We start from the raw sequence: 22,411 nt of genomic DNA on the forward strand, positions 1-22,411 counted from the left end.
CTCCCAGTGACGCTGGAACCGCTGCGCATTCAGCGCGTTCGTTTCCCAGGCCCGCAATCCTTGGCGGCCAGGGAGGAGCAAGCGATGGGCGTGGAACAGGCACCGACCAAAAAGGGCAAGGAGTCAGCGAAGGGGTTGAGGCAAGCCTCGGCGCAGGACGAACGCAAGACCGAGAGCGAAACTAGACGTCCGCTGAAGAAGGGCGCTGCCCGTTTCGAAGAACGCTCCAAGAGTTCAGACGGCAAAAGCGCCGGCTTGAAGCAGAAGAGCTGAAATTGCCGGCTCGTCTGGGATCCAACGCAGTCGCCAAGTCGTATTTCGGCTGCGAAAAATGCTGTGACTTGACCTGACCATTGGGATAATTGTTTGCGGAGGGAGCGGTCGCGAGCCTGGCCTTCCAGATATTCGCAGCACGAGGAGTTGCCATGCTTTGGAGAGGCCGTCGTCAGAGCGACAACATCGAAGATCAGCGCGGCGATAGCGGCGGCGGATTCGGCGGCGGCAGCCCCGGTCAGTTCCGCATTCCGATCGGTGGCCGCGCCGGCGGCGGCTCGAGCATCATCCTGGTCATCCTCGTCGTGCTTGCCGGATGGTATTTCGGCTTCGATCCATCGCAGATCCTGGGCGACGGCGGCGGCCAGATCACCGACAACAGCGGCGCGCAGGACAGCACCGGGGCGCCTGCTTCCGATGAGATGAAGCAGTTCGTGGCGACGGTGCTCGCCGAGACCGAGGACACCTGGACCGGTATCTTCAAGGCCAATGGTTTGAGCTATGAGGACCCCAAGCTGGTTCTGTTCAGCGGCCAGATCCGCTCGGCCTGCGGCTTTGCCTCGTCGGCGGCGGGACCGTTCTATTGCCCGGGCGACCACAAGGTCTATCTCGACATGACCTTCTTCCAGCAGCTCGACCAGCAGTTCGGCGCTTCGGGCGAATTCGCGCGGGCCTATGTGATCGCGCATGAGGTCGGCCACCACGTGCAGAACCTCACCGGCATCATGCAGAAGTTCAACCAGATGCGGCCGAGCATGGGCGAGGCCGAGGCCAACCAGATGTCGGTGAAGGTCGAGCTCCAAGCCGACTGTTTCGCAGGTGTCTGGGCCCACTACACCGCGCAGAAGGGCATCTTGGAACAGGGCGACATGGAAAGCGCGCTGAATGCCGCCAAGCAGATCGGCGACGACACGCTGCAGAAGAAGATGCAGGGCTATGTCGTGCCGGAAAGCTTCAACCACGGCACGTCGGCGCAGCGGCAGACCTGGCTGGCGCGCGGTTACAAGAGCGGCAAGCTTTCGGACTGCGATACGTTCAACAATCCGGTCTGAGGCGGCGATGTAGGGCTGCCGTCCTTCCGCATCGACTGATGTCAGGATGAGGCAGCTGCGGTCGTTCGCTTATTGTTCCGGGCGACAAGCTCGCCTATAAGGTGCATCTCGCCTGTGCCCTGAAGCGCATCGCGCTGAAACGGAGTCAGGCGACGCGCTTTAGGTTTTTTGAATTTACGCATGCCTTCATCCCGAACCGGTTTCCACTTTCGGGAGACATGCTTTTGGCGGCCGAGGAGCTTGTCACCATGATCGACCCCAGGACCGCCAAGCGGGGCCTTGCGCTCGTTTTCACCACGCTTCTGCTCGACGTCATCGGCTTCGGCATCATCATGCCGGTGCTGCCGGCCTATCTGCAGGAGCTGACCGGTGTCGGCGTCAGCGAGGCGGCGATCGAGGGCGGCTGGCTGTTCTTCGTCTATGCGGCGATGCAGTTTTTCTTCGCGCCGGTCATCGGCGGCTTGAGCGACCGTTTCGGCCGGCGGCCGATCCTGCTCGCCTCGGTGCTCACCTTTTCGATCGACAACCTGATCTGCGCCATCGCCTGGTCCTATCCGATGCTGTTCATCGGCCGCGTGCTCGCCGGCATTTCCGGCGCCAGCTACTCGACGACATCGGCCTTCATCGCCGACATCTCGAACGACGAGAACAGGGCCAAGAATTTCGGCCTGCTCGGCATCGCCTTCAGCGTCGGCTTCGTCATCGGCCCGGTGCTCGGCGGCCTGCTCGGCACGTTCGGGCCGCGTGTGCCTTTCTATTTCGCCGCCGGGCTTGCCTTCGTGAACTTCCTGATCGCGATGTTCCTGCTGCCGGAGACGCTCGACGAGCAGCATCGCCGCCGCTTCGAGTGGAAACGCGCCAATCCGGTCGGCACGCTCGTCCAGATGCGCAACTATCCCGGCATCGGCTGGATCGGGCTCGTCTTCTTCCTGATGACGCTCGGCCACATGATGTATCCGGCGGTGTGGTCCTTCGTTTCAAACTACCGCTATGGCTGGAACGAGCAGCAGATCGGCTTCTCGCTCGGCGCCTTCGGCCTGTGCGGCGCGATCGTCATGGCGACCGTGCTGCCGCGCGTCATCCCCAACCTCGGCGAATGGAAGACGGCGGCGATCGGCCTAACCTTCACGGCGCTCAGCGCCTTCGGCTATGCGTTTGCGACACAAGGCTGGATGATCTATGCGGTGATCGTCGCCGGCTGCCTGGAAGCGCTTGCCGACCCGCCGCTAAGAAGCCTCGCCGCGGCCAAGGTGCCGCCTTCGGCGCAGGGCGAACTGCAGGGCGCGATGACCTCGATCTTCTCGATCACCTCGATCATCACGCCACTGCTCTATACTGCGATCTTCTCGTGGTTCACCGGCCCGAGCGCGCCGGTTGCGTTCGGCGGAGCGTCCTATGTGCTCGGCGCGATTTTCCTGACGCTGGCGGTGATCGTCTTCGTGGCGAAAGTGGCCAAGCCGACGCCGAAGGAAGTCGAGCGCATGCACGCCGAGGACGCGGTGACCGACGCGGCCTGAGCCGCGTCCGGTTTGCGTTACGCGCGCTCGGCCAGCGCCGGCTCGCCGCGCCGTTCGCGAACGAGGTTGACGAAGCGACGGAAGAGATAGTGCGAATCCTGCGGGCCGGGCGAAGCCTCGGGATGGTGCTGAACCGAGAACACCGGCCGGCCGGTCAACGCGATGCCGCAATTCGAGCCGTCGAAGAGCGAGACATGGGTCTCCTCGCAACGCGATGCCGCAATTCGAGCCGTCGAAGAGCGAGACATGGGTCTCCTCGACACCTTCGGGCAGCGAGTCGGCGTCGACGGCGAAACCATGGTTCATCGAGACGATTTCGACCTTGCCGGTCGTGTGGTCCTTCACCGGATGGTTGGCGCCGTGGTGACCCTGATGCATCTTCTCGGTCCTGCCGCCGAGCGCCAGCGCCAGCATCTGGTGACCGAGGCAGATGCCGAACACCGGGATGTCGGTCTTCAGCAGATCCTGGATCACCGGCACGGCATATTCGCCGGTCGCCTCCGGGTCGCCGGGACCGTTGGAAAGGAAGATGCCGTCCGGCTGCATGGCCAGGATTTCTTCCGCGCCGGTCTTGGCCGGCACGACGGTGACCTTGGCGCCGAGACCGGCGAGCAGGCGCAGGATGTTGCGCTTGACGCCATAGTCGATCGCCACCACGTGCAGCGACGGCGCGTCCTGTTCGCCAAAACCCTTGTTCCAGGCCCAGGGCGTCTCGCGCCAGACCGAGGACTGGCCCGAGGTGACTTCCTTGGCGAGGTCCAGCCCGATCAGACCCGACCAGGCAGCGGCGCGGCGCTTCAGGTCGTCAAGGTCGAAGACGCCATCGGGCGCGTGGGCAATGACGGCGTTGGGCATGCCTTTCTCACGGATCAGCACTGTGAGAGCGCGAGTGTCGATACCCGAAAGCGCGACGATGCCGCGCTTCTTTAGCCACTGATCGAGATGCCCGGCTGCCCGGTAGTTGGACGGGTCGGTGACATTGGCCTTGAAGATCGCGCCGACGGCACCTGCGCGCGCCGCAGGATTGAGGTCTTCGATATCCTCGCTGTTGGTGCCGACATTGCCGATATGCGGGAAGGTGAAGGTGACGATCTGGCCGGCATAGGAGGGGTCGGTGAGGATCTCCTCGTAACCGGTGAGCGCGGTGTTGAAGCAGACTTCGGCGACCGCCGAGCCGGTGGCGCCGAGGCCGCGGCCCTCGATCACCGTGCCGTCGGCGAGCACCAGAAGTGCGGTCGGCTTTTCGGTGGCCCAGGCGGTGGTCGTGGCCATGGCGGCACTCCTAGAGGCTGCTTCCAGATCATCCCGTTTGCGGGACGATCCGCGCAGCAAACAGCGCGCACCGGCGAATTCGCGAGCCTGCGCGCAACCAGATTTTCAGTTCATGCGAGGCTCAGTACATAGGGGAAGGCGCCAAAGCGGTCAATGACGCTTGCTGCGAACGGAATCGATTTATTTCGCCAAGCAATATCAATAGTTTGCCGGGATTTGCCTTGGGCGCCGGGCAAAGCTATTGTCCGCCGCGTTCGAAGGAGAAGCACGATGCGCGAGAAAATCGCCGAATCCATGAAGAGCGCGATGAAGGCGCAGGACAAGCACCGGCTGCCGACGCTCAGGCTGATCCAGGCCGCCATCCACGACCGCGACATCGCCAATCGCGGCGCCGGCAAGCCGGCGGCGAGCGAGGAGGAGATCCTGCAGATCCTGGCCAAGATGGTGAAGCAGCGCGAGGAATCGGCCAAGGCTTTCGAGGACGGCAAGCGGCCGGAACTGGCCGCTCAGGAGCGCGGCGAGATGGAGATCATCCGCGAGTTCCTGCCGACGCAACTCGACGATGCCGCGATCACGGCGGCGGCGCGCGAGGCGATCGCCGCGACAGGCGCGGCCAGCCAGAAGGACATGGGCAAGGTCATCGGCGCGCTCAAGCAGAAATATGCCGGCCAAATGGACTTCGCCAAGGCAAGCGCCATCGTCAAGGGGCTGCTGCAGTAGGGGATTGCCGCAGTAGGGGGACTGCTGCAGCAGGCATTCTTGCCGCTCCCGCGGTGAGGCCCATGTAAGGCTGGGCACCCAAGCCCAGGTCAAGCCGTGGATGATGGCTCGCCGGAGGAAATATTGGATCACCCGAGAGAGGCGCGGACGAAGGCATTTCTGGAGAAGGTGCTGTAGATCGCCTTGCGATTGTCCGTTTTCGCCGCGATGAGGCCCGTCCGATCCGGTCAGGGTGGCAGGGATTCAGGCGAGTGTCTGGGTGAAGAGGCAGCGATCAGCCTCTATCAAAGCGCGGAGGCGCGTATGCGGATCAAGGTCGAAACCCGGCAGGACGGCAACGTCGAAGTGCCCCGAAGGTTCTGCCTCAACGGCGACCAGGTGGATGTCTTCGAGGTGGTCGACCAATGGTTTGGTGCCGATTACCGCTATTGCAAGGTCAAGGGCAGCGATGGCGCGCTCTACATCCTGCGGCACGACGAACTCCGATCGGAGTGGTGCCTCACGATGTTTGCAAGCGAACGGGCGCAGGCCGTGGCGGCCGGATGGACTTCGCCAAGCCAAAGCGCCATCGTCAAGGGGTTGCTTCAGTAGGGATAGGCAGCCGCGGGAACCTCACGGATCCTTGCAGATCGGCACCGGCTGCGGAGGCGGCAAAGGGTGATCCTTCTTGTATTGCGCGATGATCGGCTCGAGCATCTTCTTCGGCCAGAATTTCGGCGCGCCGATCTCCTTCAGGCAGGATGCATTCCAGTACAGTCCGGTAGCCGACATCGATTGTCTGGCAGCCACGGTACGCGCCATGGCGGCAATGTCCCGAGATTCCGGATAGATGTAGAGCGTCGTCGGGTTGTCCTTCACCATCGGGATGATCTGCTCGGCATCCGCGGGCGACCAACTGGTGCAACCATTGCTGCGGCCGCCGGCATAGTTCACCAGCTTGCCAAAGGGCACGTAGCCATCGTGGTCGGCGTATGAGCTGTTCGGGCTTTTGCGAAGGCACATTCCCCTCAGCAGCGCTGCCGGGTGCCCGCCGATCACGCGCTGCCTGGCGTTGGCGGTTTCGCCTTCGCCGTCGAACTGCACGAAGGTGCGCATGAAAATCGCATCCTGCTTCGCGCCGACGCGATAATAACCCTTGAACGAGGTTTTGGCCTCGGCCGTCATGTAGGCGCCGCCGGCCGTCAGTTCCGAATCAAAAGCGTTGCCGAAGTTCTTCGCGCATCGTCTGCCGTTGGAAAAATTGGCGACGCCTTTCAGGTCGCGGCCGCCGCCGTGACCGGCCGAGACCGCGCGGAACGACTGCTCGGCCTCGCAGACGATGTAGTAGCGGCGCCCCAACACGCCATTGCCCAAATCGCCGGGACGGGTCGCGTCCATGGCGAAGTAGCAGGGATTTTTCACGGAACCTTCGCTCACCTTCTTCAGGTAAAGCGCGCGCGCCCGTTCCAGGACCACCTGAGCGATCTGACCGTCGCCTTCGCCGACATGAGCCTGCAGCCATGCCGGAATGCTTGAGGACCGCAGCGCCGCGAAAGATCGGGCCGACATCGCCAGCGCGGCGGCAAAGGCGAGGAGGCAGAGAACAGCGACACCCAGCGGAACAGATCTCGAGCGCACCGATTATTTCCCCTCTCCAGCCGTTATCGCTTATGGTGAATCACCTCTACCAATCATAAAAGGCCGCGCGCCAATCGGCGAAACACTTCTAGTTTAGCGTGTCCTGAGTATCCGTGATTTCCGGTCTGTTCGCGTTGGGGTATCATGCGATTCGGCGCGCCCACGCCTCCTCCCTCCGTTGGGAAAGCATTGTTCATGCGGGGCATTCGATCACTGAACCGACTGTTCGAGCACCAGGCATAAGGAGGGGTTGCGAAGACTGCTCGCACCAGGAGGTTTTTTCGATGCGGCTTTCCGCGCCCGTCTATCGTCTGAAGCGTCAGGCCAGGCTCCTGTCCCGCAGGGACAGAGTGCCGCTTCACCAGGCCCTCGATCGTGCCGCTGCCGAGGAGGGTTTCGCCAGTTGGAGCCTGCTCGCGGCCAAAGCCGCTGAAGCCACACCCGCCGGCAGCCTGCTTGCGCAACTCGCGCCTGGTGACCTGGTGCTGGTCGGCGCCAGGCCGCGGCAGGGCAAGACCCTGATGAGTCTCGAGCTTGCGGTCGAGGCGATGAAGTCCGGCCATCGCAGCGTGTTTTTCACGCTGGAGTATACGCACACGGACAGTGCAGGTCCGCAGGCTCCGGGCTTTTGCCCGCGAACAGGGACTGATCCTGGTCTTCATCTCGCAGATCGACCGGTCGTACGATCCGTCCCGGAAGCCGTTTCCCGACCTTGACGACGTCCGGCTGCCGAACCCTTTGGATTTGTCGCTGTTCGACAAGACGTGCTTCCTGAACAAGGGCGAACTCCGCTTCCATGCGGCTTGAGAGCAATCCTGACTGCCACTATGCCTGCCGGTCTGCAAAGGGACACGGATCATGGTCGAAATCGTCAAACCCGCGCTCGAACACCTGCCGTCCTACAAGGCGGCGCTGGAGCGCGGCTGGTCGCCGGACAATGTCCGGCTGATGGAGGCTACGCGCGAGCAGCTCGCGGCCATCGAGGAAGATCCCGTCGCCTTTCTCGCCAGCCTTGACGATCCCGAAGCCAAGGGGCCGCGCATCGCCTTGCCGGACGGCACGACGGTGCCGCGCCTGCCGGGGTTTCGGCGCTGGATCTGGGATGGCGAGGTTGCCGGCTCGATCGGGCTTCGCTGGCAGAAGGGCACGTCGGCGCTGCCGCCGCACGTGCTCGGCCATATCGGTTATGCCGTTGTGCCGTGGAAGGAGCGGCGCGGCTACGCCACCGAGGCGCTGCGCCTGATGCTCGACGAGGCGAGGGCGGTGGGCCTCGACTATGTCGAGATCACCACGGATCTTGACAATCTTGCGTCCCAGAAGGTGGTGCTCGCCAATGGCGGCATTCTCGTCGGGCGGTTCGCCAAGGTCGCCGCCTATGGCGGCGCGGAGAGCCTCAAGTACCGGATCGACCTTTAGGTATGTTCACGGGCAATGGAGCCTGATGCGCCTATTCGCCGGGCTTGGCCAGTCTTCCTTCTTCGGCCTTGTAGTAGTACTGGCTCGCGACAAGCCAGCCTTTCAGCGGCCTGAGCGGCGGAATGCAGGTCGCCAGAATTATGGGCACCGAGACGAAGGCGTGGAACCACATGGACGGCTCGAAAGTCACCTGTGCCCAGACAGCGAACAGCATGGAGGGCACGCAGGCAAAGCAGATGACGAAGAAGGCGGGCCCATCCGCCGGGTCGGCAAAGGAATAGTCGAGCCCGCAGACATCGCATTTCGGCGCCAGCTTCAGAAACCCTTCGAACAGCCGGCCTTCCCCGCAACGCGGGCAGCGGCCACGGATACCGACCCGCCAGGGTTCGAGGTGGGGGTAGTGCGCGTGATCTTGCATGGTTGTCGCTCCAGGGACCTCGCATGGCGGTCGATCGGCCTTGAGGTCACCGATACATACTAGTATCATGATTGTATGCATACAATGCGACAAAATGTATGGACAAAGATAGCATGAACGGCGAGAGCGACCTCGGCTGGCTTTCTCCCTTGGAGGAGGGCCATCGGCCGATCTATCTCAGAATTGTCGATGCGCTTGCGGCTGCCCGCTCGAGCGGCCGACTGCAGCCGGGGGACAGGCTGCCGCCGCAACGCGAGCTTGCCCGTTTCCTTGGCGTGGATCTGACCACGGTCACCAGGGCTTTCACCGAAGCCCGCCGCAGGAATCTGATCGACGCAACGGCCGGCCGCGGCACCTTCGTCACGCCCGGCGAGCCGGAAGAGCCGATCCTCGATCTGAGCATGAACATTCCGCCGGCGCCTTCGGGCCTCAGCCTGCCGGCATTGATCCGGAGCGGCATCGAGGGACTGCTCAAACGTTCCAGCGCGGAAGCGCTGCTTTCCTACCATCCCGGCCCGGGTTCGCCCGCCGAACGCGCCGCCGGCTCGTCATGGCTTGCGGCAACCGGCGACAGGCCGCCGGTCGAGCGCGTGGCTGTCGGTTCGGGGGCGCAGGCGCTGCTTGCGGCCGTGCTGCTGTCGCAAACCCACGAGGGCGACACGATCCTCACCGAGGCGCTGACCTATCCCGGCCTGATCGCGCTGGCCGGGGCCACGGGGCGGAAACTGGCCGGTGTCGGCCGTGACGATGACGGCATGCGTCCCGACTATCTGGAGGAAGCGGCGCGACGGCACGGTGCCAGCGTCCTCTATCTCAACCCGACGCTCCACAATCCCACGGCAGCCACCATGCCTGAGGGCCGGCGCCGGGACCTGGCGCGGATGGCGGGCAAGCTGAACCTCTTGATCGTCGAGGACGATCCCTACAGTCCGTTGCTGACTGCTTCCCCAACAGCTTTCCTTAGTCTCGCGCCGGAGCGGACCTTCCATGTCGCGACATTGGCGAAATGCATCTCGCCTTTCCTGCGCACCGCCTTCCTGGCCGCGCCCAATGCGGAAGCCGTCGAGCGGATCGCGGCGGCAATCCGGGGCACCACGATGATGGCGCCGCCGCTGATGACGGGTCTCGCCTGCGAATGGGTGCGAAGCGGCCTGGCCGGCGAGATCACGGCCGCGGTGCGTGCCGAAGCGGAAGCCAGGCAGAAGATCACGCGCAAGATCCTGCCGGCGGGGTTCGCCTCGGCGGAATCGAGCCTGCATCTCTGGTATCCGCTTGCGGGGCGGCCGCGCTCTTCAGAGCTCGTCGACGCGGCCCGGCGCCGCGGATTGGCCATCAGTCCGGCCGAGGAATTTTCCGTCGCGCCCGGCGTTGCCGACGGCTTGCGCCTGGCGCTGGGCGCGGCATCCAGCAGGGAAAGGCTGGAGGAGGGCCTGCGCAATTTGCTGTCGATCCTTGCCAATCGCTTCGAATCCTCGCCCGCGCCGGTTTGATGTAATCCAGGCGGCGGCGGAGCGGCGGCCTTAACCGCTGCGGCTGGCAGCGGCGGCGTTGCGCGGCTGCGCCATTCCCAAGCCTGCGAGGCGAGTGCGACCACCACGGCTACCAGCATGGCGAGCACACCTGCAAGCGGCAGGCTGCGATAGCCCAAGCCGGCATTGAGCATCGCGGCGCCCAGCGATGCGGCGAGCGCGATGCCGACATTGAAGCCGGACGGAATGAGCGAGGAGGCCAGGTTCGAGGCGTCCGCCGTCCAGGCCAGGATGCGGGTCTGGATCGGTGCGCCGATGGCGAAGTTGAGACCGCCCCAGAGGACGATCGCAACGATCATCGGCACCGGGTAGGGGCTGACCGCATAGATGATGCCTAGCATCACCGCCTGCAGGAAGAGCATGGCGATCAGCGACGGCATCAGCTTCCAGTCGGCAAGCTTGCCGCCCAAAAGAACGCCAATCGTGGCGCCGACGCCGTTGAGCAGCAGCACCCAGGGGATCAGGCTCTCGTCGAGGCCGGTGACTTCGAGCAGCGTCGGCGTGATGTAGGTGAACAGGCCGAACTGGCCGATCATCAGCATCAGCATCAGGATGAGCGAGGTCCAGACTTGCTGGCGTCCCAGCACGCGCACTTCGCGCGCAAGGCCGGCTGGCCGGTCGGCGGCGCCTGCGGCGCGCGGCAGCAGCGCGGCCATGGCGGCGATGGCGACGACACCCAGCGCGCACATCACCCAGAAGGTCGCCCGCCAGCCCCAGAGGCCGCCGATCGCGGTGCCGGCCGGCACGCCGATAACGTTGGAGACGGTCAGCCCCGAGAGGATGACCGCCACAGCCCGACCGCGCTGGTCCTCGCGCACCAGGCCGACCGCGACCACCATGGCGACGCCGAAATAGCAGCCATGCGCCACGGCAGTCGCGACGCGCAGCAGAAGCATCGAGGTGAAATCGGGCGCCAGCGCGCAAGCCGCCTGGCCAAGGGTGAAGGCAATCGTCAGTCCTATGAGCAGCGCCTTTCGCGAGACCTTGGCTGTCGCAAGCGCCAGAAGAGGACCACCGATGGCGATGCCGCAGGCATAGCCGGAAACAAGATAGCCGGCAGTGGGCACGGACACACCCAGGCCTTCCGCCACCTCCGGCAACACGCCGGCGATGACGAATTCAGTCGTGCCGAAAGCGAAGGCGGCAATGAACAAGGCGATAAGGGGCAGCATGGCTCAAATGGGAATGAATGCGGGGCGTCAAACCACGGATGGCCGTTGCCGGCAATGCAGAAATTGTCGATGCCGCTTTAGCTTTTCTTGACGGACCGTACCCGGGTCGTCCGCACCGCTATCTGCCGTTTCTCCCGTATGGGATTTTCAGCCACGCCCGCTCATGCAGATAATAGAGCAGCGATTTGGTGAGGACTTCGGTCAAGCCGATGGTTGCCGCGAGCTTGACGCTTCCGGTCACCACGAGCGAGATGATCATGGTATCGATCGTGCCGGTGGCGCGCCAGGAAAGCGCCTTGGCGAAGCTGCGCGAATGGGTGTCAATCACCTAAATCATCCTCCCGTTGGGCCTCAGATATTCCTTAGCCGACGGATGCGAGGATGAGCAAAGACTAAATTTTGTCCGGGCCGACGCGCCGTGTCGATCGATGCCTAGCTCGCCTTCAGCCGCGAGCCGCCAAGCAGGCCGCGCTCCTCCAGCACCGGGTAGGCCATGGAAGCCAGCAGTGAATTGATCTGCTTCAGGTCGCGGATGGTATCGAGGTGGATCGAACTGGTCTCGACGCTCTTGGCGGTGCCATCGCGCAACCGGACAAAGTGGCTCGCGCTGGTCTCTTTCTCGCGCTCGCGCAACAGGTCCTTTTCCAGCACCAGTTGCCGCGCGGTCTCGGGATCGCGCGAGACCAGCACGTTGAAGGCAAGCCGCGCGTTGGCGAGCACCGAGGCATGGAAGGCGCAAAGCTCGCGCCAGCCCTCGGGCGTGAATTCCAGCCCGCGCTCCAGCTTCTTCCTGACATGCACCAGCATGTTGCGCACGATGATGTCGCCGACCTGCTCCAGCTTGACGCAGGCGCCGATCAGTTCCTGGCAGCGCAGCGCCTCGTCCTCGCTCAAGGGGTTCTTGGTGACCTTGGCCAGATAGAGCTTGATCGCCGCGTGCTTCTGGTCGACCCGGTCGTCGAGCGCGGCCAGCGCCTTGATCTTGCCGGCGTCGGCGCTCTCGTAGAGCTCGATGATGCGCTTCAGCATGATCTCGACCGTCTCGCAGACCCGCACCACCTCGCGCGTGGCATTGGCCAGCGCCTGGCTCGGCGTGTCGAGCGCGCTCTCGTTTAGCGCCGACAATTCGACGACGTCGAGCGCTGCCGCCGGCGCCGGCGCGGGGCCGAGCGCCACGATCTTCTCGGAAGCGCGATAGACGAGGCCGGCGAGCGGCAGCCCAGCCAGCAGGATGATCACATTGAAAAGGATGTGGGCGTTGACGATCTGGTCCGGCCCGGTCACGCCGAGAAAGCCGACCGGCGGCTTCAGCGTCATGAACAGGATCAGCATCACGAGCGAACCCATGCCGCGCATCAAGAGATTGCCGATCGGCACCACGCGCACGCCCGGATCGGCATTGCGGGTGAGCAGCGGCGCGATGATCGAGGAGCCGAGATTGACGCCGAGCACCAGCACGATGCCGAGTTCCGGGGGGACGAAACCGCGGCCGGCCAGCGTCACCAGCAACAGCACGGCGGCGATGGAGGAATGGAACAGCCAGGTGATCAGCGCGGCCAGCAGATAGGCGGTGACGAAGTCGCCCGAAAAATAGTTGACGATCATCGGCATCAGCGTGCTCTGGCGCAACGGTTCCGAGGCCTGGCCGATCATCTCCAGCGACAGCAGCAATAGCCCGATGCCGACCAGGATACGGCCGAACTGGCGCCAGTCACGCCTCTCGGTGGCCATGAACATGAAGGTTCCGGCGACGAGGCAGACCGGCACCAGGAGCGACAGGTCGAAGGTCAGCAGCTTGACCACCAGCGCCGAGCCGATCTCGGCGCCGCGCACGGCAAGCTGCCCGGCGGCGCCCGATACGATGCCGGCGCCGGCGAAGGAGCCGACCAAGAGCGTGACGGCGGTGGAACTCTGCAAGGCAATCGCGAGACCGCAGCCGGCCAGCACCGCCATCAGCGGATTGCGCATGGTGGCGCGCAGCCTGTGGCGCAGCACATCGCCATAGGCGCGTTCGACGCCGGTCTTCACCAAGCGGGTGGCAAAAAGCATCAGCGCCACCGCGCCGGCAAGGTGCAGAAGGACGACGGAACCGCTCATGCCAGGCCTCGCGACGAGGCGGCCAGGAAGCGGAAAAGGGAACGAATCGCGAGCATTTCGAAGATGAAGACTACAGCAGCTTACATTAGCCGGATAATAAATTTTGCCCGATTCTGCCGACGTTCGGCACGCGACGGCGCGTGTCGGAAATGGATAGAGGGCACATTGGTTGCATGCCGCCTGTGAAACGGACGGCGGATATCACGCGCATGCCGAGCCGACGATTGGCCTGATCTCTGTAGATTGTTGAAGCAGCTAATATAAGCATCGGAAATCATTACAGGATTGTAATCCTGACATTCAGTTTCGGTTCATACGGGCCCGGTTATCTCCCTGCCTATCGATAACCAAGGAGCACCCGACCATGAAGCGTCTCATACTTTCCGCCGTCACCGCCTCGATGCTGGCCGCCTCGGCCTTCTCGGGCCAGGCCGCGCCGCTCGTTCAGCCCAGCGCGCCGCAGTTGAACTATGCCCAGGTCGACTGGCGGAAGCCGGGCCGGCATGTCGCGAAGCGTGTCGTGAAGAAAAAGGTCGTGGTAAAGCGCAGCCATTGGCGCAGCGGCCAGAAATACTCGAACTGGAAGCGCCATCAGGCGGTGCGCGACTGGAACCGCTATGGCCTGCGCCGTCCGGGTCCCGGCCAGGAATGGATCCGCGTCGGCAACGACTACCTGCTGGTCAGCATCGTCTCCGGCATCATCTTCGGCGCGATCGCCGCGCACTGATCCGGCGACGGTCCGAACACAACGGAAGGGCGGCCGGGCGGCCGCCTTCTTTTTGTCTGTGAAAAGCGGGTACGACGGCCTTTAGGAGTCGTCGCGCCCTGGCGGCTCGATTATATGGAGGGCAAAAGAGCTTTCCCGATGCGCTTTCCGCCCGCCTTCCTCGACGAGATCCGCGACCGCGTGCCGATTTCCTCGGTGATCGGCCAGCGCGTCAGCTGGGACAGGAAGAAGACCAATGCGCCGCGCGGCGACTATTGGGCCTGCTGCCCGTTCCACGGCGAGAAGAGCCCATCCTTCCACTGCGAGGACAAGAAGGGGCGCTATCATTGTTTCGGCTGCTCGGTCTCGGGCGATCATTTCAAGTTCCTGACCGAGCTCGACGGCATGAGCTTTCCCGAAGCCGTCGAAAAGATCGCCGACATGGCCGGCGTGCCGATGCCGGTGCGCGACGCCGCGGAAGGGCGGCGCGAGAAGGAACGCGCCGGCCTGACCGACGTGATGGAGATGGCGACGGTCTTCTTCCAGGAGCGGCTGCAGGGACCGGAAGGCGCTAAGGCCCGCGCCTATCTGCGCGATCGCGGCCTGACGCCGGCGACGCAGCAGTCGTTCCGGCTCGGCTACGCGCCGGACAGCCGCAATGCGCTCAAGGAATACCTCGCCGCCAAGGGCGTGCCGAAGGCCGACATCGAGGCTTGCGGACTGGTGCGGCATGGCGACGACATTCCGGTCTCCTACGACTGGTTCCGCGACCGCATCATGTTTCCCATACCGGACTCGCGCGGCAAGATCATCGCCTTCGGCGGCCGGGCGCTGGCGCCGGACGCTTTAGCCAAATACATGAACTCGCCCGAGACCGAGCTCTTCCACAAGGGCAATGTGCTCTACAATTTCGCCCGTGCCCGAAAGGCGCTGGCGAAGGGCGGCACGGTGATCGCCGTCGAAGGCTATATGGACGTGATCGCGCTGGCGCAGGCCGGCTTCGAGAATGCCGTGGCGCCGCTCGGCACGGCGCTCACCGAAAACCAGCTCGAGCTGCTGTGGCGCATGGCCGGCGAGCCGGTGCTTTGCTTCGACGGCGACCAGGCCGGGCTGAAGGCCGCCTGGCGCGCCGCCGACCTCGCGCTACCGGCGATCCAGCCCGGGCGCTCGGCGCGCTTCGCGCTGCTGCCCGAAGGCAAGGACCCGGACGATCTGGTCAAGGCGGATGGACCGGACGCCTTCCGCGCGGTGCTGGCGGAAGCAAGGCCGCTCGCCGACCTTTTGTGGATGCGCGAGACTGCAGGTGGCGTCTTCGACACGCCGGAGCGGCGCGCCGAGCTCGAAAAGACGCTGCGCGAGATCACCGGCCGCATCCGCGACGAAAGCCTGCGCTATCATTATCAACAGGAGATGCGCGAACGCGTGCTGAGCTTCTTCGGCTCGCAGCGCGGGGCACGGCAAGGTCACCAAGGGGGACGCCAGGACGGCCGGCCGGGCGAGCGCGGCAGAGGTTCGGCGCCAGGCGGGGCGTTTGGCCGGGGCGCGGCCGGCGCGCGCGCCGCCATTACCGAAAGCCTCGGCCGCTCGGCGCTGGTCAAGCGGACGGGCGAGGGCATGTCGGTGCGCGAGGCGACGATCATCGTCGCGCTGATCAACCACCCCCCGCTTATCGACGAGAATTTCGCGCATGTCGAATTCCTCGACCTTGCCAACTCGGATTTGCGGCGGCTGCATGCTGCGATCCTCGATGCGATGGCGCATGACGCGGCCGACGACCGCGACGCGGTGATCGCCACGATCGAGCGCGCCGGGTGCGGTGGCATCTGGGAGCGTGCGGTGGCGCTGATCAAGCGGGCGCGGCAGTGGCCGGCGCTCGAAACCGCGGCGCTCGACGATGCCCGCGACGCCTTCAGCCAGGCGCTGCACTTGCAGCGCAGCGCGCGCACCTTACATAGAGAGCTGAAACAGGCGCAGGCGGCGCTCGACGCAGACCCTTCGGATGAAAACTTCCGGCATCTCGTCGAGATTCAAGCGCAATTCAACGATGTGCAGGCAACGGAAGCGCTGATCGAAGGGTTCGGCGTTTCATCAGGCAGGGTTGGGCGCGTTTAGGTTCAGGTCTGCCCCGAAATGAAGTGGAAATGCTCAAGGCGCGTCGAATCGACGCCCCTAAGTCGGGTAATTGATTCGCTTTTTTCATGCGAATCGTGCCAGAGGCGCTTGACCTTCTGGCAGATTGGCGGAATCAGGACGATTCGAAACGTTAACCGTGCCCCGGCGTCGGCGGGAAATTTTGAGCGATGTGAGGTGCTGGTGACTGGACAGGCAAAAGGCCTGCCACAGATACCAGGGTTAATCTGGACTTAACGAGAGATGCGGTTACTGGCCCGGTAAGAAGCGTTCTGGTGCGAACGCATCCGGTATGACCAGTCGGGCAGCTTACGCGGCTTCGATATTCGGCCGCTTGGAGACGACAAAGAATGGCGACAAAGGAAAAGGAAGAGGTCGAGACCGAACGTGAAGGCGCCACCGATGGCCCTCTGCTCGACCTTTCCGACGATGCTGTCAAGAAGATGATCAAGGCCGCCAAGAAGCGCGGCTATGTGACCATGGACGAGCTGAACTCGGTGCTGCCTTCGGAGGAAGTGACCTCCGAGCAGATCGAGGACACGATGGCCATGCTCTCCGACATGGGCATCAACGTCGTCGAGGACGACGAGCAGGGCGAGGAGGCGGAAGGCGGCGACGCGGGTGCCGATTCCGAGGAAGACGCCAACGAGCTTGCCGAGCAGACCGGCACCGCCGTCGCCACCACGACCACCAAGAAAGAGCCGACCGACCGCACGGACGATCCGGTGCGCATGTATCTGCGCGAGATGGGCTCGGTCGAGCTTCTGTCGCGCGAGGGCGAGATCGCGATCGCCAAGCGCATCGAGGCCGGCCGCGAGACGATGATCGCGGGCCTGTGCGAAAGCCCTCTCACCTTCCAGGCGATCATCATCTGGCGCGACGAGCTCAACGAATCGAAAATCCTTCTGCGCGAGATCATCGACCTCGAAGCGACCTATGCCGGGCCCGAGGCCAAGCAGGCGCCGGTCGTCGAACGCGTCGAGGAAGCGCCCAAGCCCGAGGAAAAGCCGCGCGGCCGCGCGGCGGCGCGTGACGAAGAGGACGACATCACCAATGTCGGCGGCGACACGCGCGGGCTGGAAGAAGAGGAAGACGACGAGGACGAGGCAAGCCTGTCGCTCGCCGCGATGGAAGCGGAACTGCGCCCGCAGGTGATGGAGACGCTCGACGTCATCGCCGACACCTACAAGAAGCTTCGCAAGCTGCAGGACCAGCAGGTCGAGAACCGGCTGGCGGCTGCCGGCACGCTTTCGCCCAGCCAGGATCGCCGGCTGAAGGAGCTCAAGGAGCAGCTCATCAAGGCGGTGAAGTCGCTGTCGCTCAACACCGCGCGCATCGAGGCGCTGGTCGAGCAGCTCTACGACATCAACAAGCGCCTGGTGCAGAACGAGGGCAAGCTGCTTCGGCTCGCCGAAAGCTACGGCGTGCGCCGCGAGGAGTTCCTCAAGGAGTATCAGGGCTCGGAGCTCGATCCGAACTGGACGCGCTCGATCGCCAACCTGACCTCGCGCGGCTGGAAGGAATTCACCAAGAACGAGAAGGATACGATCAAGGAGCTGCGCGCCGAGATCCAGAGCCTCGCCACCGAGACGGCGATCTCGATCTTGGAATTCCGCAAGATCGTCAACCAGGTGCAGAAGGGCGAGCGCGAGGCCGCGATCGCCAAGAAGGAAATGGTGGAGGCGAACCTTCGCCTCGTCATCTCCATCGCCAAGAAATACACCAACCGCGGCCTGCAGTTCCTGGACCTGATCCAGGAAGGCAATATCGGCCTGATGAAGGCGGTCGACAAATTCGAGTACCGCCGCGGCTACAAGTTCTCGACCTACGCGACCTGGTGGATCCGGCAGGCGATCACCCGCTCGATCGCCGACCAGGCGCGCACCATCCGCATTCCGGTGCACATGATCGAGACGATCAACAAGATCGTGCGCACCTCGCGCCAGATGCTGCACGAGATCGGCCGCGAGCCGACGCCGGAGGAACTGGCCGAGAAGCTCGCCATGCCGCTGGAAAAAGTGCGCAAGGTGCTGAAGATCGCCAAGGAGCCGATCTCGCTCGAAACCCCTGTCGGCGACGAAGAGGATTCGCATCTCGGCGACTTCATCGAGGACAAGATGGCGATCCTGCCGATCGACGCGGCGATCCAGGCCAACCTGCGCGAGACGACGACCAGGGTGCTGGCTTCGCTCACCCCGCGCGAGGAGCGCGTGCTCAGAATGCGCTTCGGCATCGGCATGAACACCGACCATACGCTGGAAGAGGTCGGCCAGCAGTTCTCGGTCACGCGCGAGCGCATCCGCCAGATCGAGGCCAAGGCACTGCGCAAGCTCAAGCATCCGAGCCGCTCGCGCAAGCTGAGAAGCTTCCTCGACAGCTGATACGAATATCGGACAAAGCACATCGAAAGGGCGCCTTGGGCGCCCTTTTTGCGTGTGCGCCAGGCATGGCGCGGAGCGCCGTGACTGGCGCGATTTGGCCGGAGTGGTGTCCGGTCGATGACTTGGAGGTGAGAGTCCTCTACGGGCCCTGGTGATGGGAACCGTTAGCCGAACAGCAAGGGCGTCGTCGCGAGGCGGGGTCTGAAGGAAGCTGTAAGCAAAGTGCCGGCCTGACGAACAGGAAGAGCATATGAGGCGTCCGCATCCGGGCGAGGGATCACGCAAGCCCGAAGTCCGATATCACCCGGAGGATGCGGGCGTAGATGCGACAGGTATATGGCACGAAGGTCACGCGTCTTACCCTGGGAGGTCTGCCGACCTGCCCCTGGTTTCAGGTGTGCTACCGGCGTCGCGAGGCGCCGGGACGGGGCGGCAGAAGTCAGCAGAAGCCGTATTAGCCGGACCAACCGGTGAAGGGCCGAACATGGAGTGCCGGACGGAGGCCGGTCTTTCGATGGTGAAGACAGATGCAGAAGACGGGACCGAGATGTCCCGTGCCCATGCTGAGAGCAGCGGCCGGAAGCCGCGAGGGCAGGCATTGGGTGCATCAAGCACCACAGCAGGATCGTCACCCTCTCGACCGGAGGCAGACGAGCGACTGATGGAGATGATCCTCAGCCGCGAGAACATGATGGCGGCCTTGAGCCGGATGGTGGCGAACAAGGGTGCGCCGGGCATCGATAAGATGACGGTGGAACAACTGAAGCCCTACCTCACGGCGCATTGGCCGCGCATCAGGGAAGACTTGCTGGCGGATCGCTACAGACCGGCGCCGGTGCGCGGGGTGGAAATCCCCAAGCCCGGCGGCAAAGGGATGCGGCAATTGGGCATCCCGACGGTGCTGGACCGGCTCATCCAGCAGGCGATGCATCAGGTGCTGATGCCGATCTTCGATCCGGACTTCTCCGCCTCCTCCTACGGCTTCCGGCCTGGGCGGAGCGCCCACGACGCGGTCCTTGCCGCCCGGTCCCATGTGGCCAACGGCCGCCGCTTCGTGGTCGACCTCGATCTGGAGAAGTTCTTTGACCGGGTGAACCACGACGTCCTGATGGCGCGCGTGGCCCGCAAGGTCGCGGACAAGCGGGTGCTGCGGTTGATCCGACGCTACCTGCAAGCCGGGTTGATGACGGGCGGGATCACGACGGCCCGCAGCGAGGGCACGCCGCAAGGCGGACCGCTCTCGCCGCTGCTGTCGAACATCCTGCTCGACGCCCTCGACAAGGAACTGGAGCGGCGCGGCCATGCCTTCTGCCGCTACGCCGACGACTGCAACGTCTATGTACGGTCGCAGCGTGCCAGCGAGCGGATCATGGCCTCGCTCACCCGCTTCCTGTCCGAGCGGCTGAAGCTTATGGTCAACGGGGCCAAGAGCGCCGTGGACCGACCGTGGAAGCGCACCTTCCTCGGCTTCACCATGACCGCCCACAAGGCACCGCGCCTGTTGATCGCAGGGGCGAGCGTGGCGCGGCTGCGGGACAAGCTGAGGGGAGCCTTCCGGGCAGGGCGCGGTCGCGCCCTTGCCGCCACCGTCAAGGACCTCGCTCCGATCCTGCGCGGCTGGATCGCCTACTTCCGGCTGACGGAAGGGAAAGGGGTCCTCGAGGAACTGGACGGCTGGCTGCGGCGCAGGTTGCGCGGCATCCTGTGGCGGCAATGGAAACGACCGGCTACCCGTGCCGCGCGGCTGATGCAGCGCGGCCTGACGGAGCAACGCGCGCGTGACTCGGCCGCTAACGGCCGCGGTCCCTGGTGGAACGCCGGAGCCAGTCACATGAACGATGTCTTCCGCAAGGCCTTCTTCGACCGGCTCGGGCTGATCTCGCTCCAGCAGGAGCTCCGACGCCTAAATCACGCTTCATGAACCGCCGTGTACGGAACCGTACGCACGGTGGTGTGGGAGGAGGGACGCCCAAAGCTCCCTCCTACCCGATTCCAGCCACTGCATTGGCGCCTTGCCGGGGCTGCCCGACAGGAGGATAATTTTGAGGTCGGATGCATTTGTGGGCGACAAGCCGGATGCCCGCCCCGGCGCCCGGCCGCAACGGCCAGGCGCCCGCTCCGTGGCGCCGGAGGGAGGTGTGCCATGACAACCTACATCGTGCTTATCAACTGGACCGAGTTGGGTGCCAGGAATGTGCGGGAGTCGCCGAAACGGCTCGACGCCGCCAAGAAGCTGCTTGGGGAGATGGGCGGATCGTTCAAGGCGTTCTATCTGACCATGGGCGAATGCGACATGGTCGCCATTGTCGAAGCGCCGGACGATGCGGTGCTTGCCCGTTTCGCGTTGATGCTGTCGTCGGGCGGCAATGTCAGGACGCGGACGATGAAGGCGTTCCCGGAATTCGCCTATCGCGAGATCATCAGTTCACTGGGATAGGAAACCATCAGAGCGCGGGCGCGGTGTTGCGGAGCGCGGCGGCGTATCCGATAGTCTGCCATGTCCGTGCCCCTGCTGACGGTCTGGTACAATACGCGCTGCCCGGTCTGCGACGCTGGCATCAACCACCAAAAGCGGCGGCTGATCGAGGCGGTCAAGGCAGGCCGGATCGAATTCCTCGACATCAATTTCGAGCCGGCGGCGCTGGCCGCATTCGGCGCCTCGCTGGAGGACATCCGCCGCCGGCTGCATGCGACCGATGCCGAGGGCAGGCTGCTGGTCGGCGCGGATGTGGCGATCGCTGTCTGGCGCATGACTCCGGGCGAAAGCTGGCTGGCAGCGCTCTTCGGCAACCCGGTGGCGCTGCCGCTGACGCGCTTTGCCTATGACCGCTTCGCCGATCTGCTCTACGCCTGGAACCGCCGCAAGGGCCGCTGGTAGCCCGTTTCCCCGACGCGTCGCTTCGCATTTCGACCGCCCGGTAACGTCCCTTGCTTCGGTCGCGATACATCGTAAGATATATCTTGACTCTCTCTGAGGATCGCGATCTAACTAAGATATATCGTACGACATAACTCAAGGAGCAATCCATGCACAGACACAACCATTTCGGTGAGCGCGTATTCATGCATATGGCCGGCCGTTTCGGCGGCCGCGGCGGCTTCGGGCCGTTCGGGCACGGCATGCGCGGCGGCGGTCGCGGCGGCCCGGGCGACATGTTCCGCGCCGGCCGCATGCTGGCCGACGGCGATCTCAAGCTGATCACGCTGTCGCTGCTGGCCGAGGCGCCGCGGCACGGCTACGACATCATCAAGGCGCTGGAGGAGCGCACCAGCGGCATCTACAGTCCGAGCCCGGGCGTGGTCTATCCGACGCTGACTTTCCTCGAAGAGGCTGGCTATGCCGTCTCGTCCAGCGAAGGCAACAAGAAGGTGTTTTCGATCACCGAGGCGGGCAGGGCGCATCTCGAGGAAAACCGCGAGATGATCGATCATGTGCTCGACCATCTCGAGCGTTTCGGCCGCAAGATGGCCAAGGCCCGCGACTGGTTCGGCTGGAGCGACGACGGCGAGGATGGCGGCCGGCGCGGTCGCCACGAGAAGCGCGACGAAAAGCGCGACCGGTTCCGCGCGCTGCGCCACCGGCTGCGCGCCGCGCTCGGCGACATCGTCGATGCGCCGGAAGACAAGCAGGCCGAGGCGATCAGCATCCTGGAAGACGCCGCCGCGGCGCTCGAGGCCTTGTCGCACCGCTGAGGACAACGGCCGGCTGCGAGGCGCCTATTGCCCGTTCAGCCAAGGGCAGCTACTGAAAATCGTCCTGCAACACGCTATGTGATGCAGGACGATTGCCGTTGGAGGATACCGAAATGTCTTTTCTGAAACGTCTTTTCGGCGGCGGTGGCGGCGAGGCAAAAGAGTCTGGAGCCGCGAAGCCGGCAAAGCAGGTCGAGCACAAGGGATTCCTGATCAGCGCCACGCCCTACAAGGCCGACGGCCAGTACCAGACCTGCGGCGTCGTCTCGAAGGAAGTGGACGGCGTGATGAAGGAGCACCGTTTCATCCGCGCCGACCGTTTCGCCGGTCTGGACGATGCCATCGACATCTCGATCAAGAAAGGCATCCAGCTCGTCGACGAGCAAGGCGAGCGGATGTTCGGGTAGCCGGCGCGGTC

The 22,411-nt window shown here is 64.3% G+C and carries 19 protein-coding genes and 3 pseudogenes; 16 read left to right on the forward strand and 6 right to left on the reverse strand.

Translation table 11 applies throughout. The features are described from left to right. The first annotated feature begins 84 nt into the window (after positions 1–84). From AU465_RS31950 to AU465_RS31960, 3 genes are all read left to right on the forward strand, one after another. Positions 85–273 (forward strand): hypothetical protein, encoded by a 189-nt coding sequence (locus tag AU465_RS31950; RefSeq protein ID WP_192256942.1) that lies wholly within the window; start codon positions 85–87, stop codon positions 271–273. Between the two features lie 152 nt (positions 274–425). After that, complete coding sequence (ypfJ, locus tag AU465_RS31955; protein WP_192256867.1) at positions 426–1,325, forward strand: KPN_02809 family neutral zinc metallopeptidase; 900 nt, start codon at positions 426–428, stop codon at positions 1,323–1,325. Between the two features lie 248 nt (positions 1,326–1,573). Beyond that, on the forward strand, positions 1,574–2,842 hold the full coding sequence (locus tag AU465_RS31960) for a TCR/Tet family MFS transporter (RefSeq protein WP_192256869.1): 1,269 nt from the start codon (positions 1,574–1,576) through the stop codon (positions 2,840–2,842). Between the two features lie 17 nt (positions 2,843–2,859). On the opposite strand, the pseudogene carA reads toward AU465_RS31960, so the two are convergent. After that, positions 2,860–4,114, reverse strand: a pseudogene (gene carA / locus AU465_RS31965) (glutamine-hydrolyzing carbamoyl-phosphate synthase small subunit). Between the two features lie 270 nt (positions 4,115–4,384). Between carA and AU465_RS31970 the strand changes: the two are divergent. Together AU465_RS31970 and AU465_RS31975 are read left to right on the forward strand one after the other, a co-directional pair. Next, the gene (locus AU465_RS31970) at positions 4,385–4,834 is read left to right on the forward strand and encodes a GatB/YqeY domain-containing protein (RefSeq protein WP_192256871.1); all 450 of its coding nucleotides are present in this window, start codon (positions 4,385–4,387) and stop codon (positions 4,832–4,834) included. A gap of 303 nt (positions 4,835–5,137) precedes the next feature. Then, complete coding sequence (locus AU465_RS31975; RefSeq protein WP_192256873.1) at positions 5,138–5,425, forward strand: hypothetical protein; 288 nt, start codon at positions 5,138–5,140, stop codon at positions 5,423–5,425. Positions 5,426–5,446: 21 nt separating this feature from the next. Here the strand turns inward: AU465_RS31975 and AU465_RS31980 are convergent, their stop codons facing one another. Continuing rightward, positions 5,447–6,451: a hypothetical protein gene (locus AU465_RS31980; RefSeq protein ID WP_192256875.1), complete on the reverse strand. Its 1,005-nt coding sequence runs from the start codon at positions 6,449–6,451 to the stop codon at positions 5,447–5,449. Between the two features lie 284 nt (positions 6,452–6,735). Here AU465_RS31980 and AU465_RS31985 point away from each other — a divergent pair. Together AU465_RS31985 and AU465_RS31990 are read left to right on the forward strand one after the other, a co-directional pair. Beyond that, positions 6,736–7,258 (forward strand): annotated as a pseudogene (locus AU465_RS31985) (DNA helicase). A gap of 51 nt (positions 7,259–7,309) precedes the next feature. Beyond that, positions 7,310–7,867, forward strand: coding sequence for a GNAT family N-acetyltransferase (locus AU465_RS31990; RefSeq protein WP_192256877.1), 558 nt, complete (start codon positions 7,310–7,312; stop codon positions 7,865–7,867). 31 nt (positions 7,868–7,898) lie between these two features. Here AU465_RS31990 and AU465_RS31995 read toward each other — a convergent pair whose 3' ends face one another. Then, complete coding sequence (locus AU465_RS31995) at positions 7,899–8,285, reverse strand: DUF983 domain-containing protein (protein WP_192256879.1); 387 nt, start codon at positions 8,283–8,285, stop codon at positions 7,899–7,901. 113 nt (positions 8,286–8,398) lie between these two features. Between AU465_RS31995 and AU465_RS37895 the strand changes: the two genes are divergently transcribed. Beyond that, positions 8,399–9,775: an aminotransferase-like domain-containing protein gene (locus AU465_RS37895; protein ID WP_192256880.1), complete on the forward strand. Its 1,377-nt coding sequence runs from the start codon at positions 8,399–8,401 to the stop codon at positions 9,773–9,775. A gap of 35 nt (positions 9,776–9,810) precedes the next feature. Here the strand turns inward: AU465_RS37895 and AU465_RS32005 are convergent. From AU465_RS32005 to AU465_RS32015, 3 genes and pseudogenes are all read right to left on the reverse strand, one after another. After that, positions 9,811–10,986, reverse strand: a pseudogene (locus AU465_RS32005) (MFS transporter); the annotation flags it as partial. A 118-nt stretch (positions 10,987–11,104) separates the two neighbouring features. Further along, positions 11,105–11,314 carry a DUF2061 domain-containing protein gene (locus AU465_RS32010; protein WP_312891340.1) on the reverse strand — a complete coding sequence of 70 codons (210 nt, stop codon included), beginning with the start codon at positions 11,312–11,314 and terminating at the stop codon, positions 11,105–11,107. Positions 11,315–11,418: 104 nt separating this feature from the next. Continuing rightward, positions 11,419–13,083: a Na/Pi cotransporter family protein gene (locus AU465_RS32015; RefSeq protein WP_192256882.1), complete on the reverse strand. Its 1,665-nt coding sequence runs from the start codon at positions 13,081–13,083 to the stop codon at positions 11,419–11,421. A gap of 364 nt (positions 13,084–13,447) precedes the next feature. On the opposite strand from AU465_RS32015, the gene AU465_RS32020 reads away from it, so the two are divergent. The 8 genes from AU465_RS32020 (at position 13,448) to AU465_RS32055 (ending at position 22,400) form a co-directional block, all read left to right on the forward strand. Beyond that, entirely contained in the window at positions 13,448–13,810 is a 363-nt protein-coding gene (locus AU465_RS32020) for an RcnB family protein (RefSeq protein ID WP_192256884.1), read from the forward strand. A 138-nt stretch (positions 13,811–13,948) separates the two neighbouring features. Then, entirely contained in the window at positions 13,949–15,901 is a 1,953-nt protein-coding gene (gene dnaG, locus AU465_RS32025; protein ID WP_192256886.1) for a DNA primase, read from the forward strand. Between the two features lie 368 nt (positions 15,902–16,269). After that, a complete protein-coding gene (gene rpoD / locus AU465_RS32030) occupies positions 16,270–18,300 on the forward strand; it encodes an RNA polymerase sigma factor RpoD (RefSeq protein ID WP_192256888.1) in 2,031 nt (676 codons plus the stop codon). A 661-nt stretch (positions 18,301–18,961) separates the two neighbouring features. Next, a complete protein-coding gene (ltrA, locus tag AU465_RS32035; protein WP_246506598.1) occupies positions 18,962–20,221 on the forward strand; it encodes a group II intron reverse transcriptase/maturase in 1,260 nt (419 codons plus the stop codon). 222 nt (positions 20,222–20,443) lie between these two features. Next, positions 20,444–20,737, forward strand: coding sequence for a GYD domain-containing protein (locus tag AU465_RS32040; protein ID WP_126092479.1), 294 nt, complete (start codon positions 20,444–20,446; stop codon positions 20,735–20,737). 60 nt (positions 20,738–20,797) lie between these two features. Further along, complete coding sequence (locus AU465_RS32045; protein ID WP_192256892.1) at positions 20,798–21,178, forward strand: thiol-disulfide oxidoreductase DCC family protein; 381 nt, start codon at positions 20,798–20,800, stop codon at positions 21,176–21,178. Positions 21,179–21,327: 149 nt separating this feature from the next. Beyond that, positions 21,328–21,993 (forward strand): PadR family transcriptional regulator, encoded by a 666-nt coding sequence (locus AU465_RS32050; protein ID WP_192256894.1) that lies wholly within the window; start codon positions 21,328–21,330, stop codon positions 21,991–21,993. 113 nt (positions 21,994–22,106) lie between these two features. After that, entirely contained in the window at positions 22,107–22,400 is a 294-nt protein-coding gene (locus AU465_RS32055; RefSeq protein WP_192256896.1) for an HlyU family transcriptional regulator, read from the forward strand. Positions 22,401–22,411 lie beyond the last annotated feature (11 nt).

It is taken from the genome of Mesorhizobium silamurunense (assembly GCF_014843905.1).
Classification (GTDB): Bacteria; Pseudomonadota; Alphaproteobacteria; order Rhizobiales; family Rhizobiaceae; genus Mesorhizobium; species Mesorhizobium silamurunense.